This is a genomic window from Comamonas sp. Y33R10-2 (assembly GCF_019355935.1).
In the GTDB taxonomy this organism is placed as follows: domain Bacteria; phylum Pseudomonadota; class Gammaproteobacteria; order Burkholderiales; family Burkholderiaceae_C; genus Comamonas.
In genome coordinates this window covers 2,379,075-2,394,939 of sequence record NZ_CP079925.1, presented here as the reverse complement: position 1 = coordinate 2,394,939, position 15,865 = coordinate 2,379,075, and the positions used below count along the sequence as shown (strand labels likewise).

The 15,865-nt window shown below is 57.3% G+C and carries 17 protein-coding genes; 4 read left to right on the top strand and 13 right to left on the bottom strand.

The window, feature by feature from the left end; all coding sequences use genetic code 11:
* Positions 1–43 precede the first annotated feature (43 nt).
* The 12 genes from KUF54_RS10670 to hemH form a co-directional block, all read right to left on the bottom strand.
* A complete protein-coding gene (locus KUF54_RS10670; RefSeq protein ID WP_219342825.1) occupies positions 44–217 on the bottom strand; it encodes a hypothetical protein in 174 nt (57 codons plus the stop codon).
* Positions 218–231: 14 nt separating this feature from the next.
* Entirely contained in the window at positions 232–1,329 is a 1,098-nt protein-coding gene (locus KUF54_RS10665) for a YeeE/YedE thiosulfate transporter family protein (RefSeq protein ID WP_219342824.1), read from the bottom strand.
* A gap of 57 nt (positions 1,330–1,386) precedes the next feature.
* Positions 1,387–2,343 (bottom strand): sulfurtransferase, encoded by a 957-nt coding sequence (locus KUF54_RS10660; RefSeq protein WP_219342823.1) that lies wholly within the window; start codon positions 2,341–2,343, stop codon positions 1,387–1,389.
* A gap of 539 nt (positions 2,344–2,882) precedes the next feature.
* Positions 2,883–3,395, bottom strand: coding sequence for a nucleoside deaminase (locus KUF54_RS10655; protein ID WP_219342822.1), 513 nt, complete (start codon positions 3,393–3,395; stop codon positions 2,883–2,885).
* A gap of 109 nt (positions 3,396–3,504) precedes the next feature.
* Positions 3,505–4,269, bottom strand: coding sequence for an ABC transporter permease (locus KUF54_RS10650; protein ID WP_219342821.1), 765 nt, complete (start codon positions 4,267–4,269; stop codon positions 3,505–3,507).
* Positions 4,270–4,302: 33 nt separating this feature from the next.
* Positions 4,303–5,082 carry an ABC transporter ATP-binding protein gene (locus KUF54_RS10645; protein ID WP_219342820.1) on the bottom strand — a complete coding sequence of 260 codons (780 nt, stop codon included), beginning with the start codon at positions 5,080–5,082 and terminating at the stop codon, positions 4,303–4,305.
* Between the two features lie 92 nt (positions 5,083–5,174).
* Positions 5,175–6,185 carry an ABC transporter substrate-binding protein gene (locus KUF54_RS10640; protein ID WP_219342819.1) on the bottom strand — a complete coding sequence of 337 codons (1,011 nt, stop codon included), beginning with the start codon at positions 6,183–6,185 and terminating at the stop codon, positions 5,175–5,177.
* Positions 6,186–6,267: 82 nt separating this feature from the next.
* On the bottom strand, positions 6,268–7,050 hold the full coding sequence (locus KUF54_RS10635) for an alpha/beta fold hydrolase (protein ID WP_219342818.1): 783 nt from the start codon (positions 7,048–7,050) through the stop codon (positions 6,268–6,270).
* 11 nt (positions 7,051–7,061) lie between these two features.
* Positions 7,062–8,015, bottom strand: coding sequence for an isopenicillin N synthase family oxygenase (locus tag KUF54_RS10630; RefSeq protein ID WP_219342817.1), 954 nt, complete (start codon positions 8,013–8,015; stop codon positions 7,062–7,064).
* A 216-nt stretch (positions 8,016–8,231) separates the two neighbouring features.
* Entirely contained in the window at positions 8,232–9,212 is a 981-nt protein-coding gene (locus tag KUF54_RS10625; protein WP_219342816.1) for a LysR family transcriptional regulator, read from the bottom strand.
* Between the two features lie 46 nt (positions 9,213–9,258).
* On the bottom strand, positions 9,259–9,816 hold the full coding sequence (locus tag KUF54_RS10620) for a hypothetical protein (protein ID WP_219342815.1): 558 nt from the start codon (positions 9,814–9,816) through the stop codon (positions 9,259–9,261).
* Between the two features lie 89 nt (positions 9,817–9,905).
* Positions 9,906–11,003: a ferrochelatase gene (gene hemH / locus KUF54_RS10615; RefSeq protein WP_219342814.1), complete on the bottom strand. Its 1,098-nt coding sequence runs from the start codon at positions 11,001–11,003 to the stop codon at positions 9,906–9,908.
* Between the two features lie 95 nt (positions 11,004–11,098).
* On the opposite strand from hemH, the gene KUF54_RS10610 reads away from it, so the two are divergent.
* The 4 genes from KUF54_RS10610 (at position 11,099) to KUF54_RS10595 (ending at position 14,420) form a co-directional block, all read left to right on the top strand.
* Entirely contained in the window at positions 11,099–11,848 is a 750-nt protein-coding gene (locus tag KUF54_RS10610) for an HAD family hydrolase (RefSeq protein ID WP_219342813.1), read from the top strand.
* Positions 11,849–11,893: 45 nt separating this feature from the next.
* On the top strand, positions 11,894–12,742 hold the full coding sequence (locus KUF54_RS10605) for a DUF2189 domain-containing protein (RefSeq protein ID WP_219342812.1): 849 nt from the start codon (positions 11,894–11,896) through the stop codon (positions 12,740–12,742).
* Positions 12,743–12,788: 46 nt separating this feature from the next.
* Complete coding sequence (locus KUF54_RS10600; protein ID WP_219342811.1) at positions 12,789–13,004, top strand: DUF2788 domain-containing protein; 216 nt, start codon at positions 12,789–12,791, stop codon at positions 13,002–13,004.
* 345 nt (positions 13,005–13,349) lie between these two features.
* Complete coding sequence (locus KUF54_RS10595; RefSeq protein WP_219342810.1) at positions 13,350–14,420, top strand: hypothetical protein; 1,071 nt, start codon at positions 13,350–13,352, stop codon at positions 14,418–14,420.
* A 321-nt stretch (positions 14,421–14,741) separates the two neighbouring features.
* Here KUF54_RS10595 and KUF54_RS10590 read toward each other — a convergent pair whose 3' ends face one another.
* A complete protein-coding gene (locus tag KUF54_RS10590; RefSeq protein ID WP_219342809.1) occupies positions 14,742–15,764 on the bottom strand; it encodes a tripartite tricarboxylate transporter substrate binding protein in 1,023 nt (340 codons plus the stop codon).
* Positions 15,765–15,865 lie beyond the last annotated feature (101 nt).

Here is a 15,865-nt window from a genome sequence, read left to right as displayed (position 1 = left end):
AAAAGCCCAGTCGTATATGACTGGGCTTTTTTGATGGCGGTGCTTACTTGCCTGAAGGCATGGAGCAGTGTCCGCCCTGTGCTGCTTGGCCTGAGCCTGCTGCAATCAGCGGTGCTTCAAATCGGAGGTCGATGGCTGGAGAGGTGTGAAAATCCCACGCTAGAAAAATGACCAGTACCGCCCAAAAGACAGCGCGCAAGGTGTTTTGTGAAGTCATAACAGTGTCCTTGCTTAAAAGCCGAAATGGCGGCGGATGCGCAGGCCGAAGATGGTGCCCACAAAGGCAAGCGGCACCCAAATCCATGCATGGATGGAGCCGGTGGAGATGCCCGAGAGCATGGCCCCCACGTTGCAGCCAAAGGCCAGGCGCGAGCTGTAACCCAGCACCAGACCTGCTACCAGCGCAACCACCCATTGCGTGCCTGTCAGTGGTTTAGCGGCAGAGGGTGTGCCTGCGGCAATCCACAGTGCGCCGCCCAAAATGCCGATGTTGGTAATGCTGGTCACATCCAGCAGCACGGTTTCATGCAGTCGCGCAGCGTTGCCGGGCTGGCTCCAAAACCAGTTGCTGGCCAGATCAACCGCTCCCGTGGCATTGGCCACCTTGGCAGCCCACAGGCCAAAGCCATAGACCACGCCCCAAGGCTGGCCCGCGATGATGAGGTTGAGTGTGGCCAAAATGGCCAGCAGCACAGCGCCCACCAGCCACTTGCGCGAGAGCAAAGCTTTGGCAGGGCGATTGAGCTTGGCATTGGCTTTTTTGACATAGAGAGCGACGCCTGCGGCAATCACAGCTAAAGCGGCCAAGGTAGCGATCAGCGCTGGTACCCAGCCCCATTGCGTGACCAAACCGATAGGCGCGGTATTGCCCAAATCAAGCCACCAGCCCAGATGCAGGCTGCCCATAAAACTGCCAATGGCAAACAAAGGCAAGATGGCCGCATTCATGGGAATACCCAAGCCTGCTTTGTATAAGGTACCGCTGCCGCAGCCGTCGGCAATTTGCATGCATAGACCAAACACAAAAGCGCCGACCAGCAAGCTGATGCTGGGCGGGCCAAGCGCGGCGGTCAGTTCCGGAAAGTGCCCCAGCAAAGGCATGGCCAGCGCTGCGGCCAGCGCCAGCAGCAAGAGCTGGCCAAAGATGCCGCTGCCGTCTTTTTCCTCAACCAGCATGCGCCAGCCGGTGGTAAAGCCAAAGCGCTTGCCAGCCAGCACGGCGCCAAGGCCAATGCCCACGGCAAACAGCGCAGCTTGGCGCACTGAAACTGACCATAGCAGCCAGCCAAAAAAGACGACCAGCAAGGCCGTGATAGGAAGTCGTTTCATTATTGATATTGATTTGATAGCTGCCAGCGCTTGATACATCAGGGCTGTAGCTTGTTTTTATTTAAAAGTCTTTTCCCACCACTTTTTCGCGTCATACGACAGCGCTTCAGCACGGCTGGGTTGATTGCTCATGCGCGGTGCATCGGCCGATTGCGTCCAGTCCGCCATAGAGCCTGCGTACAGCTTCACATTCGGCAAGCCTGCGATTTCAGACAGGCCAAACCAGTCCGTCGCTGCCCAGTGGCCGGTGTTGCAAAAAGCGACCATGTCTTGGCCTGACTGGCGCTGGATTTGGCTGGCAATGGTCTTGGCTTTAGCCGTATCCACAAACAAGGTGCTGCCGGGCACAAACCACTGGTTGAAGTCCAGCTGCTGCGCGCCGGGCAAAGTGCCAGAGACCTTGGCCGTAGGCGCGCGGGTTTTGCCGAGATAAAAAGCGTCGGGGCGCGAGTCCACCAGTGCTGCGTTGGACAAGTCAAGGTGCTTGCCAATATCTTGCCGCGTGGCCAGCCAGTTGGCGTCAAACGTGGGCGCATAGCTGCTAGGCGTGATGGACACCTTGGCCTTGCCCACGGGCTTGCCAGCGGCTTGCCAGGCCTTCATGCCGCCGTTGACGATGGAAAGCTCAGTTAGGCCCAGGCTTTTCAGCGTCCAGTAGACGCGGGCCATGGCACCAAAGTCGGTGTTGTCGGCGCCGCTAGAAATCACCACAGCATGGGTGCTGGCGGTAAGGCCCAGAGACTGCACTAGCTCGACCAGCTTGGCTTGATCGGGCAGCTCGCCGGGGTTGGTGGCTGGGCCGCGCCATTTGCCATAGGGGGCATTGGCGGCTTGGGCGATATGGCCCGCCTCAAAAGACTTGGGGTCGCGAATGTCGATCAAGCGCACATGGGCTTGATCGAGCAAGGGTTGCAACTGCTCGGGCGTGAGCAGGGGGGGGGCGGCAATGGCCCAGCCGCTGGTGCCCAGGCTCAAACCCAGACCCAGCGCGTAAGCAGCAAGATTTTTTGTCATGGCATTCATCGGCCTGGGCCGAGTTGTCTGCGGGCACGGCTGTGCCCAAGACCTCTATTGTCCCGTTTTGCGCAGCTCGCCATGGCAATGAAGCGAGTGCTTGTGGGTTGCTAAGAGGGCAAGCCGCGAAGCCGCCTACACCTTCAATCTTATTTTTATAGTCAAACAAGCATGGCGTGCCTGATTGATAAAGACATGTAGCTATGAAATTAGGAGTTGTGAACTGAGGCGTTTTGAGGCGGGATAAGCGAATCCACGGCACGCTTGATACCACCATAGCCCGTACAGAGGCAAAGGTTTACGCACATCAGCGCTTAGGCCTCTTGAGCGCTGGGGCGGGCAGCTGTTGGTGTAGCCCGCTCATGCATATCACCATGCACTGCCGTGCAATAGCCGCATTGCACTTCGCCGCAGCTGGCCAGCGTGGTTTCAGTGGCTGTTTGTGCGGCTCGGTGTCTTGGTTGGTATGACCAGCGTGCTGGATTCAAGCAGCAATGACGCTGGCCGTAACCATCGGCCATGCGTGATACGTGATGTGGTTAGCGCTGTGCCCAGAAGGCTTGTTGTTGCGCCGCGATTTCGGCCTCCATCTCGGGCACAGGGCCGATCAGCTCCACGGCCTTTTGGCAGTGATCGAAGACATAGCGCGAGGGCACGCTCATGGTGGGGTTCTCGCCATGGCTGCCTGTGCATTCGAGCAGGCGGTGCTCAGTCATGCCAAATACGACGCGTCCAATATTGGCCCAGTAGGCGGTGCCTGCGCACATGCAGCAGGGCTCTACATTGGTGTAGAGCGTGCAGCTCCACAAGAACTCGGGCGTGTAATTGGTGGCAGCCATGCGCGCCAGCGTGGACTCGGCATGGTTGACGGTGTCGATGTTGCACTGCTCCATCAACACAGTCTCTTGATCGGGGCCCACCAGCACCGCACCAAATGGGTGGTGACCCATTTGCGTGGCGCGCTCGGCCACGGCCTGCGCGTGGCGCAGGTTGCGCTGAATTTGCTCGGCGGTGGGTGTCAGTCCTTGAGGAGGGTAGGTCTTATCGGTCATGAAAAATCCTTGGAGTATTTGATGTTGGGAGCGATGTTTGAGCGAGCAGGTAGCAGGTAGAGCAGGTAGCGGGTCAGCAGATGACGTGCATGGGCTGCTCCAAAGTCGCTTAAGGAGTGTTGGCCGTTTCACTCCAGGGGAAAAAATGTTTGTGTACCTGCTGCACGGCGCCATAGAGCACCAAGCTGCAAACCACCAGCAAGCCTAGTGCTGCAAAAGCCACGGGCACTTTGAAGGAAGAGGTGGCAAACAAAATCAAATAACCCAAGCCTTTTTCAGCGGCCACAAACTCGGCCACCACAGCACCCACAATCGCCAAGGTGATGGAGACCTTGAGGGCGGAGAACACATAGGGCACGGCAAACGGCATGCGAATTTGCCAGTACTGGCGGCTGGTAGTGGCGCGCAGCGAGCGTGACAGCTCCACCAGCTCAGCCGGCACCGAGGCCAAGCCCAAAGCGGTAGAGACGACCAGCGGGAAAAAAGCAATCAGCGTGGTGATGACCACGCGTGGCAGCAGGCCTGCGCCGAGTGTAACGACGATGATGGGAGCCACCGCTACGATGGGCGTCGACTGGATGACCACCAGCCAAGGCATGATGATTTTTGAAAGCAGCTTGGAGCGCGTAATGGCAATCGCCAAAGGAATGGCCAAAGCAATCGCCAGCGCATAGCCGATGAGGGCAACTTCCAAGGTGGCCGCCGTGTGCTCAAGCCAGCGCTGCAGGCCAAGGTTGGCAGCGGCACTCCAGATGGCGCTGGGCGCGGGGAAGATGTATTCCGGAATATGCAAAAAGCGGCAAGCGCATTCCCACAGCACCAGAACAACAATGAAGAAAAGCAGCGAGGCGTGACGTAGTAAGAAGGCTGGCATAGGGTGGCCTTTATGGGCTGCAGAGGTGGGGCTTTAAGCGGGTTCGGGGTGTTTGCTAAAGACCTTGAGTCGTATCTCATTGGCCATTGCGTTGAACACCGGGTCGGCCAGCGTGGCCATGCTGCGCGGGCGCGGCAGGGGCACATCAATGATGTCGGCCACACGGCCGGGGCGGGCGCTCATGACGACGATGCGGTCTGACAGCAGCAAGGCTTCTTGAATCGAGTGGGTCACAAAGACCACGGTCTTGGGGCGCTCGTTCCAGATGCGCAGCAGCTCAAAACTCATCTCGTCGCGGGTGAGTGCGTCAAGAGCTGAGAAAGGCTCATCCATCAGCAAAATGTCGGGGTCGTGTAGCAAGGAGCGTGCAATGGCCACGCGCTGCTGCATGCCGCCCGATAGCTCGTGCGGGCGTTTATGGCCAAATTCTTTGAGGCCCACCATTTTCAGCAACTGCTGGGCGCGGGCCTCTTCCTTCATCTCTACATGGCCGTATTTGTGGCGCATGGGGAAGGTGATGTTTTGCAGCACAGTGAGCCAAGGCAGCAGCGTGGGTTTTTGGAACACCATACCGATCTCATCGCGCGGCTCTGTCACGGGGAGATCGAAGATGCGAACCTCGCCGCTGGTGGGGCGAATCAGGCCAGCGAGCAGCCGCAAAATAGTGGATTTTCCGCAGCCAGAGGGGCCAATGAGCGAGACAAATTCATTGCGGCGCAAATGCAGGTCCACGCCTTGCAAGGCCGTGACGGGACTGCCGTCGCTGGAGACAAAAGTCTGGGTGACCGCGTTCAGATCGATTACGTGTTGCATGGCTGGCGATCAAAAAAACAAAAGCACGGGAACAAAAGCACAGAAACAAAAGCACAAGAGCGGCAGCGGCGCAGAGCCGCTGCCTTGGGGTCTTACTTGATCAAAAAGTTGCGATCAACCAGTGTCTCGGGGTCCAGTTTTTTCAGGTCATAGTTCATAGACTGCGCAACCCAGCCCCAAGTGTTGGCCAGCAGCTTGGGCTCAAACTTGCCCAGACCATCGCGTTGGCTGATCTCGTTTTTGAGCAGCGGGATGGAGGCTTCAAACTCAGCCTTGATCACGACTGCGTCGGCTTCAGGCACCATGGCTGTCAGCGATTCAGCCGCTTTTTGCGGGTTCTGAATAGAGAACTCCAGCGACTTGGTCAGCGCACGCACATAGCGCTTGAGCACTTCGGGGCGCTCTTTAATGATCTTGTCGCTGGCCATGACTGACCAGCCGTAGCCATCCAAGCCAAACTGCGTCCAAGGCAGTACCGCCAAATTTTTTTGGGTCTGCTTGAGCACGGTGCTGAAGGCAGGTGCCACGGTTACCCAGTTGATTGTGGCGTCCACACGGCCTTGGGCCAGCATGGGGGCGAGTGTGGCGGGGTCAGATTTGACGACCTTGATCTTGCTGGCATCCACGCCATTTTTTTGCAGCATGATGGGCCACAGCGCGTTCGATGAAGAGAAGGTGGGCATGGCCACGGTCTTGCCTTCCATGTCCTTGAGGCTCTTGATTTTGCTGTCGGCGCGAGTGAAGAGCGCGTCGGGTTGCTTGGAGTACAGCGACATCACGGCCTTGACGGGAATCTTGCCTTCGGCAGCGGCCATCATGAGCGCCGAGATGCCGCCAAAGCCCACATCGGCAGAGCCCGATGCCACCTTGGTCACCGCATCCGCCGAACCGCGACCGGGAGCAATTTTTACCTCCAGCCCTTCCTCTTTAAAAAAGCCTTGCTGCACGCCAGCGTAGACAAAGGACTTGTCGCCACCGGGCAGCCAGTCAAGTTGCACGGTGAGCTTGTCTGCAGCATGCGCGGCGCTGCCGCAGGCGATGAGCATGGCGGCGATGGCAGAGAACTTGAAAGATGGCTTGAAAGAAGAGGTGTGGCGGGTCATCAAAAACTCCTGAACAGGGCGAGGCGAAGTGCGAAAGAAAGTGTGAAAGCGAAAGAGTTTTTTGCTATTAATTGATGAGCTGCTAGTCAATGTCAATCAAAGGCTGGAAGGTGATTTCATTCAAAACGGGCAGCAAAGCATCAGTGAGTGCCTGCGGGCAGGCCAGTTGGGGCACATGGCCGCAATCAAGGCGGATACGTTGCACTCCCGGCGAGAGATGCTGCATGCGCTGCTGCAGTGCCAGCGTCACGGATCTGTCTTGTGTGCATTCCACATAGACCCGTGGCACCAGGCCAAAGCGCTCTGAAGTGAGCTGGTTGCGCATGCTGCGGCCCGTTTCTGGCTGGGGGCATAAACGGCTTGCGGCCTTGAGGGCGGCTGTTGGATGACAGTCATGCAAAAAAAGTGCCAAAGCTGCATCAAGCGGTACGCTGCTGGCGCTGCGCTCCTCATTCCAGAGCAAATGTGGTCCTATGCCTTCGTAGCTGAAGTGGGGGTCAGCGGCATGACATTGGGCAATCACATCGCCAAAACTCATGCCGCTGGGCAGCATCATTCCTGCCAGATAAACCACGGCGCTGACGCGCTCAGGCGCAGCTTGCGCAACTTGGGATGCTGTCATGCCGCCGCCACTGTGGCCGACGATGACGGCCGGGCCATCAAGAGACTCCAGAACGCCCAGCACATGGGCGGTGTAGCCTTCCAAGTTGGCCTGACTTTCATCCTGGGTCGATGCATCGTTGCCCGGTAAGTTGACGGCGGTAACTTGCCAGCCTGCGGACTGCAGCCAAGGAATCCACGCTGCAAAAGCCCAGCTGCCTTGCCATGCGCCGTGGATCAGCACCATGTGTTTTGTGTGACTCATAGGGGCCTGCCTTAACCGTAGGTACGGCGATAGCACTCTATTTGGTGCTGCTCTACCGTGGTGGCTGGGTATTTGGGCTGTTCGCCTTCGTTCAGGCAGGTGGGAATGCACTCCACCTTGTGCAGGGGGTTGCCGGTGAAGAAAAATGGCACGGAGTAACGCTCGCGCCCCGAGACATTGATGACGCGGTGCAGGGTGGAGACATAGCGGTCATTCGTCCAGCGTGCAAACAAGTCGCCGATGTTGACGGTGAAGGCTCCGGGCACGGGCGGCGCATCAATCCAGCTGCGGCTGACTTTGTCCCAAACCTGCAGGCCACCGGCATCGTCTTGCAGCAGCAAGGTGACGCCGCCAAAGTCGGTGTGCTCGCCGCAGCCTTTTTCGCCGGCCTCGGGGTTGGCGGGCTGGGGCGGGTAGTGCAGCAGGCGCAGGGTGGCTGCTGCCTCTTTGAGGTAGCCGTCAAAGTGGCTGATCGGCACGCTGAGCGACAGCGCTAAGCCGCGCACCAAGGTGGCTCCCAAGTCATAAGCGGCTTGGTAATAGCTTTGCATGACGCCGCGAAAGTCACCCATGTTTTCGGGCCACTGGTTGGGGCCAGTGTTAAAGCGTTTGGCCAGCACGCGCGGGTCATTGGCGGCGACTTCTGTGCCGACGTAAAAGCTTTCTTTGAGGTCGGGCGGTGCGCCGACTTCCAGTGTCTGAGCCTTGAGCGGTTCGTAGCCGCGATTGCAGACGGAGTGTTTTTTGTCTACGGCCAGCTTTTCGATCATGGGCAGATCAAAAAAAAGCTGGCTGGCAGAAAACACACTTTGGATGAGGGCCGGGTCTATGCCGTGACCGGTGATGTAGAAAAAGCCGCGCTGCTCACAGGCTTGGCGCAGTTGCTCGGCGACCAAGTGCTGATCCACGGGATCAGGGCTGCGCAGGCCGCTGATATCGATGATGGGGAGTGTGGATGAGTTCACGCAACGCTTTCAAAAAACTGATTAACTGCTCTCAGTTTAGAAAGCGTTACAGGTGCTGAATAGCGCAGCTTTTGGCTCGGGGTGATCTAAAAAAGTGAGCAGCTAGTCTTTATGGAAAAAGGGCTGCACGCCATTGGTGCATTGATTTTTGTCAATTTGCACAATGCCGGTGCAGCGGGGTTGTGGTGCAGTGCAGTGAGACTGCGGTGATTGTCTTTAAGCCTTCGCAAGAAGCGATTCGGTCAGCGTTTTTTGCGGCGCTGCAATTTCCGCGCGCAAGGCGAGGCTTTCATCGTCTTCGCGGGTTTCGATGGCATCGGCCATGATGTGGTTGAAGGCATCGAGTGCCGAGGGGAGCGTGCGGCCCGCGCGCACATAAACGCCCAGCTCGGAGTACAGCGGCGTTGGCGTATCAAGCGGCACATGAACGAGGCGGCCTTCACGCAGTTCACGCTCCAATCCCAAACGGCTTTGAAAGAAAATCCCCACGCCGCGCTCGACCAGACTTTTGGCCAGCTCTATGGACGAAGTCTCCAGCAGCACCTGCAATGCACGTTTGTGGTGCGAGACCAGTGGCTGCAATAGGCTGTGCATGGAGAGTTCAGGCGTCGGCAAAATCAATGGATAGGCTGCGCATTGAGAAAAATTCACCCGTTCTAGTTGGGCAATAGGGTGCTTGGGCGGCACGATGGCCCCCAGCGCAAAGCGGCCCATGGTGCATTGGCGCAGGTGCTCGTGGCGTTTGACGGAAAAGCCAATGCCCACATCGGCATCCCCTTGAATCACGGCTTGCGCTGCCTGATCAGAGCCGCAGGTGCGCACATGAATTTGGATCATCGGGTAGCGCCTGTGCATTTGCGTCAGTACGGCAGGCATCAAATCGGCGTTCAGGCCCTCCACAGCGGCCACGCTGACGGAGCCTTTGCGCACGCCGCGCAGCAACTCTAGCTCGGTGGCCAGGCGATGCTCATCTTGCAGCACCGTGATGACGTGGCGTGTGAATGCTTCCCCTGCCGCAGTCAGTCTTAGTCCAGAGCTAAGGCGCTCGAATAATGGGCTGCCGATTTCATCCTCAAGCTGCAGCAGTTGGCGGTTAACGGCCGATGAGGCCACATGCAGGTGGCGTGCAGCCTCTCGAATCGAGGCGCAGCGGCGAATCATGTCGAAGTAGCGAATGGAGCGAGCGTGAATATGCATGCCGGCTTAGGCAGCATTTGCTGTGCCAGTTCGTGAGTGCGTGCGTCTATTCGGATAGTTTGTATGAGCCAAACTGGGTGTCGATCGTCACTTCGATCACCTTGTCGCACAGAACGCGAATCTTTTTGGACTGTCCAAACTTCAGCTCAAAGGGCATGTCCACTGGAACCATCACTTTGTGAGGATCCGAGTGCTGGCAATTGCCTCGGTTGATCTCAAAACTGTTCACAGTCAGCAGATCGGCCCGTGAGCGAATGATCATGATGTAGTCCTGCACACCGTAGGCGTAGGGGCGCTTTAGCGTGATGGTGACCGGGTTGCCATCTTCCAGCCAAGGCTGTTCGCTCTCGGCATGGGGATCTTGCACCTCTGCTGCTTCGGCGTACCCTGAAGCCTGCGATACGGACGTATCCGGGCTGATGGAGTCAGGCTGCGGTGTTTCTTCGTAGTCTGGCGGCCTTGGAGATGGCGTGCTGGGGGATTCTTCGGCGACGGACTGCGTCACAGGCAGCGTCGGCGTGGTCTGTGGGGACGACTTGGGCTCTTGCGGCAGACATCCGGTAAGCGTCGCGGCCAGAGCCGCAGCAGTAAAAAGAGAGCGCATGAGTTGCTGAAGTGATGGGAGTGACTGCGCAGGGCGGCTTGCTGAGGCGGGCTTGCCTGACTCGGTAAGCCTCTAAATGCCGCAACGAATTACTGCTGAGCGCCCGTTGCTTTGGCGCGTTGCGCCCTACGTTGGAGCTCAGCCTCATCTTCGCGCTGGGTGGGCCAGCCTTGCATATGGCGCTGGGCAATATCGCTAAGAGCCGTCATCCACGGTGCGCTGTCGTTTAAGCAGTCGATGTATTCAAACTGTTTGCCGCCCGCATGCAAAAAGGCTTCGCGTGCCTCTTGCTTGATTTCTTCCAGCGTCTCAAGGCAGTCGCCGGTAAAGCCGGGGCAGACCACATCGACGCGCTGGGTGCCGGCCTTGGCCATGGCAATCAGCGAAGGCTCGGTATAGGGCTCAAGCCACTTGGCCTTGCCAAAGCGCGACTGGAAGGTGACCAGGTATTGATCGGCGTTGAGCTGCAGCCGATCAGCCAGCAGGCGTGCTGTTTTGTGTGATTCGCAGTGGTACGGGTCGCCTAAGTGCAGCGTGCGCTCGGGCACGCCGTGAAAGCTCATCACCAGTTTTTCGCCCCGGCCGTGGCCGCGCCAGTGGTGCTCGATCCGCTGGGCCAGTGCTTCGATGTAGCCGGCATCGTCGTGATAGCGGTTCACAAAACGCAGCTCTGGAATATGGCGCTGGGTTTTGGCCCAGTCATACACCGCATCAAACACGCTGGCCGTGGTCGTGCCCGAGTATTGCGGGTACAGCGGCAAAATCAGAATGCGCGTGCAGCCTTCTTTCTTCAGGGCATCCAATTGCGCAGGGATGGAGGGCTTGCCATAGCGCATAGCTGGCAGCACATGCAGGTTGTGGCCGCGCTCGCCCAGCCAGCCGCGCAGCAGCGTGGCTTGGCGCGTGGTCCAGTGCAGCAAGGGGGAGCCGTCTTTTTCATGCCAGACCGTGGCGTACTTGGCGGCCGACTTGGCCGGGCGCGTGCGCAAGATGATGCCGTGCAAAATCGGCCACCAGGCGAGTTTTGGGATCTCGACCACGCGGTCATCGCTGAGGAACTGCGCCAGATACGGCCGCACTGCTGCTGCGGTGGGCGCATCGGGCGTGCCCAGGTTGCACAGCAAAATGCCGGTGCGGGCGGATTGATCGTGGCGGAAGCTGGGTTCGGGCGCAAAGCGTGAAGGCATGGCGCAATTGTGTCAGCTAAGAAGAGGTACGGCAGCTTTGCGCCTTTGAACTTTGCCTTTGAACTCCCCCATTGAACTGCCGCTATCCTTGCTGCATGCATGCCAAAGACACTATTCACCCAGCCATAGCGACGTTGCAGCAACTGCGCGCCAGCGGCAAAATTCGCGCCATCAGTCTTGATCTGGATGACACGCTATGGCCTATTTGGCCCACGATTGCCAAAGCTGAAGGCGTTTTGTTGAACTGGTTGAGTCAACATGCGCCCAGCACCGCTCAAAAACTGGGCGATACCGCGACGGTGCGCGCTCTGCGCCTTGAGGTGGAGTGCCTGCGCCCAGACTTAAAAGGCGACTTGAGTGGCCTGCGCCGCGAATCGATTCGGCTGGCGCTGACGCGCGCGGGTGATGACCCAGCCCTTGCTGAGCCTGCGTTTGCTGAATTCTTCACCGCACGCCAGCGCGTGGATTTGTTTGACGATGCGCTCCCCGCGCTGGAATTTTTCTCGCAGCGCTGGCCGGTGGTGGCTTTGAGTAACGGCAATGCCGATGTGAATGTGGTGGGCATTGGTCAGCACTTCAAAGCATCGTTATCAGCCAGCGGCGCGGGTATGGCCAAGCCTGATGTGCGTTTTTTCCAAGTAGCAGCTGATGCCGTGGGTGTGGCGCCAGAGCATGTGCTGCACATTGGTGACGATGCGCAGCTGGATGTGCAAGGGGCTATGGCTGCGGGTATGCACGCGGTATGGCTCAATCGCGAGCAGCTAGCATGGCCCCATGCAGGGGCTGAACCCCATGTCACCGTAGCCAGCCTGCGGCAGTTGTGCCAAGGGCTGGCAGATTGTTGACCTGACGCACAAAAATGAGCGCAGGTCGGCGAATAGGAATTGCCCATGCCTAGCTGCCAAAGTGCCTGTCTTTTCACCACGCCACCTTTGGCACCGGTGCACACCATTGCTTGGAGCCAGCCATTGGTGTGGCTTTCCAAAGCGTTCAGTGACATCAAGCAAGCGCCGTTATTGAGCTTGATGCATGGCCTTTTCTTGATCTTGATCGGGTTTGCCATCTTGAGCGTGGGGCACAATCGTTTTTGGTTGATGGCAGGGGCCTTGTCTGGCTTCTTGGTTGTGGGTCCCTTGGTGGCAACCAGCCTCTATGCCATGAGCCGAGCCATTGAGCGCGGTGAAGCCGCGAACCGGAGCCTGATTCGCCGCACTTGGACGCAATGGCAAAGCGGGCGTTTTTCGGCTCAGGGCGGGTACTGGTGCATGGTGCGGTTTGGTGCACTGCTGGCGCTGGCTGCTACGGGTTGGGTGCTGATATCAGCATCGCTGATAACGGTGATGTCGCCCGTGCCCGTCGCCACACTGCAAGACTTTATTGCGCATGTGGTGCTGGCAAAAGACGGGCAGCTGTTTATGCAGTGGCTCGCTTTGGGTAGCTTTTTAGCGGCGCCTATTTTTGCCTCCAGCATCGTTGCCATGCCGCTGATGCTGGACAGGCGAGTGACCGTGCGCCAAGCCGTGTTGACCAGCTGGTCCGTGGTTTTGGCAAACTCCGGCCCTATGGCTTTGTGGGCCGCGCTGATTGTGTTGTTGACTTTGCTAGGCCTTGGCAGCTATTTGCTGGGGTTGTTGTTTGTGATGCCCTTGCTAGGACATGCCAGCTGGCATGCCTACCGGGACTTGGTGGATGCATCGGCATTTGCGGCCAGAGATGACGTTATAGCGCCCGCCGCTTGAGCGCCGTAGGCTGGGTTTTTAGCAAGGCTGTAAGGATTGAGTTGTCGTGATATTTGGATATACGGAAGAGCAGGTCGCCCAGTTTTTTCTGACTTGGGGCGTGGGTGCTTTCATCTTGTTCATGCTGTTCATCATCTTGCAACTGGCGCGCCAGTCCAAGGCAGGTAAGTTCGGCACTTTTGTGATTTTTCTCGGACTGGGCGTGGGCTTTGTGGGCTACTTGGCCAAGATGGTCATTCAGTGGTGGATAGAGGGGCGTTGAGCTTCGCAGGGACGTTGCCATAGCGCACTTCAAGTGAGTGCCGATAAAAAATTCTGCCAGCAGAAGCTACAAAATAGTTGGCTGACGAGTGGCCAATTTTGTAGGTGTATATGCGCGAATTCACCCTACAGGTCTGCGCAGAAACCGCTGAGATTTACCGCGCTGAATCAGGCACAACTCAAGCACAACTCAAGCACAACAGCAAGTTTCAGTGCGCCTGTACATCAAAAAATTGACTTGAAAGTGCCTCCCATTTATGGGCTTTTTGGCTTACGTTCGCACGGCATAGATAGGCGGTGTGAAGGTTAAGTTTTCTTACAGCCCATGCGTTGAAAAAAGCAAAAGATGAATTTTCCAACCATAAATGGAAGTTTCATCATGGTCACTAGTACATATCTTGCTGAAGAACGTGTTGCTCCCTCTTCGGGAGCAGCTTATGCGAGCGGTGTTTCTTGGGCAGCGATATTTGCGGGAGCACTTGCCGCAGCCGTGTTGTCACTGCTACTTTTTATTTTAGGAATTGGCTTGGGGCTTTCTTCCGTCTCAGTGTGGTCGAGTAAAGGCGCTGATGGAGAAGCTGTGGGTTGGACTGCCATCGCGTGGATCGTATTTACGCAACTCGCTTCAGCCGGTATGGGTGGCTATATTGCTGGACGCTTGCGCACGAGATGGCAAGGCATTCACACCGATGAAGTGTATTTTCGAGATACGGCTCACGGCTTTTTGTCATGGGGACTTGCAACGCTATTAATGTTTGCCTTGATGGGTTCGGTCGCTGGCAGTGCCATTACCGGTACAGCTAAAGCTGCGGGTGCCGTCGTATCAGGAGCCTCAAGTGTTGTGGGCGGTGCAGCTAGTGCTTTGGGTGGTGCAGCCGGCTCAGTTGTTTCGGCAGTTGCCTCGGGTGCGGCAGGTGCAGCTGGTGCGAATGCAGGCAAAGGAGATCACTCATCGACAGACAGTTTGAGCTATTTAATGAGCAGCCTGTTTCGTAATGGTGGCTTGACTGATGCGCAAAAGGATCAAGTTAAGGGCGATGTCAATCAGGCCGCTCAAAAGGCTAGTTCTGCTGCGGATGCAACCAAAGAAGTGACTGGAATTTTCGTCCATTCGATGCAGGCAGGAAAGATGTCTGACGAAGACTCTCAATATCTGGCTGAACTGATTTCACAGCGGACCAACTTGACAACGGCTCAAGCTCAGGAAAAGGTGCAAAAAACTTTTGCGCAGCTTCAGCAGCAGCTGGAGCAAGCAAAGCAGAAAGCCAAAGAAGTTGAAGAGCAAGCAAAACAAACAGCTGAGGCTGCACGAAAGGCTGCTGCATATTCAATGATTTGGCTTTTCGTGACTCTGTTGATTGGCGCTTTTGTCGGCAGCTTGAGCGCCACTTGGGGTGGTAAACGCCGCGATGCGTAAATGCGTTTAGCTTGCCGAATTCTTTAGCTCAACACGAAAGGATCTGATATGCGCTCCCTCCTTCTTTTTTTCCTTGGTATCCCCATTCCAATCATTATTTTGATTGCATTGTTTGTTCACTAGGCCGATAGGTCCGTTGAGTGTTGGGAGGTGCTGGAGCTGCAGTTTTTACTCACTCCTGAACACCCTCACTCAAGGCTGTAAGCCGTTTTTGAGCACTTAAAGAAAACCCAGCGAAGCGCATTCGCTGGGCTTTTTCATTCAAGCAGCCGCCGCATTAAGAGATCCTCCTCGCTAACGGTGCTGTGCCGTGTGCTTGGGTCAGTTCGGCTTCACTTGCGCGCGCTTCAAGACTTTTTGCCAGCGGTTTTGCTCGGTCGCAATGAACTGGGCGAATTGCTCTGGCGTGCTGCCAATGGGTTCTGCTGCATCGCCTTGCAGGCGCTTGAGGGCATCGGGGGCTTTGACGGCCTTGGCACACTCTGCTGCGAGTTTGTCCACATGGGCGCGGGGCAGGGTGGATGGGGCCAGCATGCCGTACCACTGCGTCATCTCAAAGCCGGGGAAGCCTTGCTCGGCGACCGTCGGCACATCGGGCAATTGCGGCAGGCGTTTGGCCGAGCCGGTGGCAATACACCGCACCTTGCCAGCCTTGATAAACGGCAGCAGCGCAGCAGCGCCTACAGCGGCTGCATCAAGGCGGCCCGAGAGCAGGTCGGTCATCATGGGCCCAGTGCCGCGATAGGGGACGTGCAGCATAAAGATGTCGGCCGTCATCTTCAGATATTCAAATGCCAAATGGCCTGCACTGCCATTGCCGGCTGAGCCGTAGCTGAGCTTGCCGGGATTCTTTTTGGCATAGGCCACTAGCTCGGCTATGTTCTTGACGGGCAGGTCGGGGTGCACCACATACAGGCTGGGCACCTTGGCCAGCAGGCTGACGGGAACAAAGTCCTTTTTTGGGTCCCAGGACAGCTTGTCAAAAATGTACGGATTAACGGCCAATGTGCCGATATGGCCGAGGATGACGGTACTTTGGTCGTCAGCGCGTGCCACTTCTTGCATGGCGATATTGCCTGCGGCGCCGGGCTTGTTGTCCACAAACACGTTTTGGCCTAGCGTTTTTGAAAGCTCTGCAGCGGTGGAGCGAGCCACAATCTCAGAGCTGCCGCCGGGCGCGAAGGGCACGACAAAACGAATGGGGCGGCTGGGCCACTGCTCGCCCGATGCATGAGCAATGCTGGGTAGCCAGCTGCTGCAAACCAACGCGCCTGCGCCCGAGAGTAGGTGGCGGCGTGAGATGGCCAGAACTTCACTAGTGGATTGGTTGAACGTTGATGCCATGTTGTCTCCGTTGCTTGGGTGTGATGTGGCTTGGGAATAAGCTCTCACTTAATGCTTGCAACTATGGCTGTCAAACGCCTGTCAAACGTGGTGCAGCAGGA

Bases quoted from the DNA above. Each gene is read 5' to 3' on its own strand.
- KUF54_RS10670 (WP_219342825.1), bottom strand. From the start codon at position 217: ATGACTTCACAAAACACCTTGCGCGCTGTCTTTTGGGCGGTACTGGTC.
- KUF54_RS10665 (WP_219342824.1), bottom strand. From the start codon at position 1,329: ATGAAACGACTTCCTATCACGGCCTTGCTGGTCGTCTTTTTTGGCTGG.
- KUF54_RS10660 (WP_219342823.1), bottom strand. From the start codon at position 2,343: ATGACAAAAAATCTTGCTGCTTACGCGCTGGGTCTGGGTTTGAGCCTG.
- KUF54_RS10655 (WP_219342822.1), bottom strand. From the start codon at position 3,395: ATGACCGATAAGACCTACCCTCCTCAAGGACTGACACCCACCGCCGAG.
- KUF54_RS10650 (WP_219342821.1), bottom strand. From the start codon at position 4,269: ATGCCAGCCTTCTTACTACGTCACGCCTCGCTGCTTTTCTTCATTGTT.
- KUF54_RS10645 (WP_219342820.1), bottom strand. From the start codon at position 5,082: ATGCAACACGTAATCGATCTGAACGCGGTCACCCAGACTTTTGTCTCC.
- KUF54_RS10640 (WP_219342819.1), bottom strand. From the start codon at position 6,185: ATGACCCGCCACACCTCTTCTTTCAAGCCATCTTTCAAGTTCTCTGCC.
- KUF54_RS10635 (WP_219342818.1), bottom strand. From the start codon at position 7,050: ATGAGTCACACAAAACACATGGTGCTGATCCACGGCGCATGGCAAGGC.
- KUF54_RS10625 (WP_219342816.1), bottom strand. From the start codon at position 9,212: ATGCATATTCACGCTCGCTCCATTCGCTACTTCGACATGATTCGCCGC.
- KUF54_RS10620 (WP_219342815.1), bottom strand. From the start codon at position 9,816: ATGCGCTCTCTTTTTACTGCTGCGGCTCTGGCCGCGACGCTTACCGGA.
- hemH (WP_219342814.1), bottom strand. From the start codon at position 11,003: ATGCCTTCACGCTTTGCGCCCGAACCCAGCTTCCGCCACGATCAATCC.
- KUF54_RS10610 (WP_219342813.1), top strand. From the start codon at position 11,099: ATGCATGCCAAAGACACTATTCACCCAGCCATAGCGACGTTGCAGCAA.
- KUF54_RS10605 (WP_219342812.1), top strand. From the start codon at position 11,894: ATGCCTAGCTGCCAAAGTGCCTGTCTTTTCACCACGCCACCTTTGGCA.
- KUF54_RS10595 (WP_219342810.1), top strand. From the start codon at position 13,350: ATGAATTTTCCAACCATAAATGGAAGTTTCATCATGGTCACTAGTACA.
- KUF54_RS10590 (WP_219342809.1), bottom strand. From the start codon at position 15,764: ATGGCATCAACGTTCAACCAATCCACTAGTGAAGTTCTGGCCATCTCA.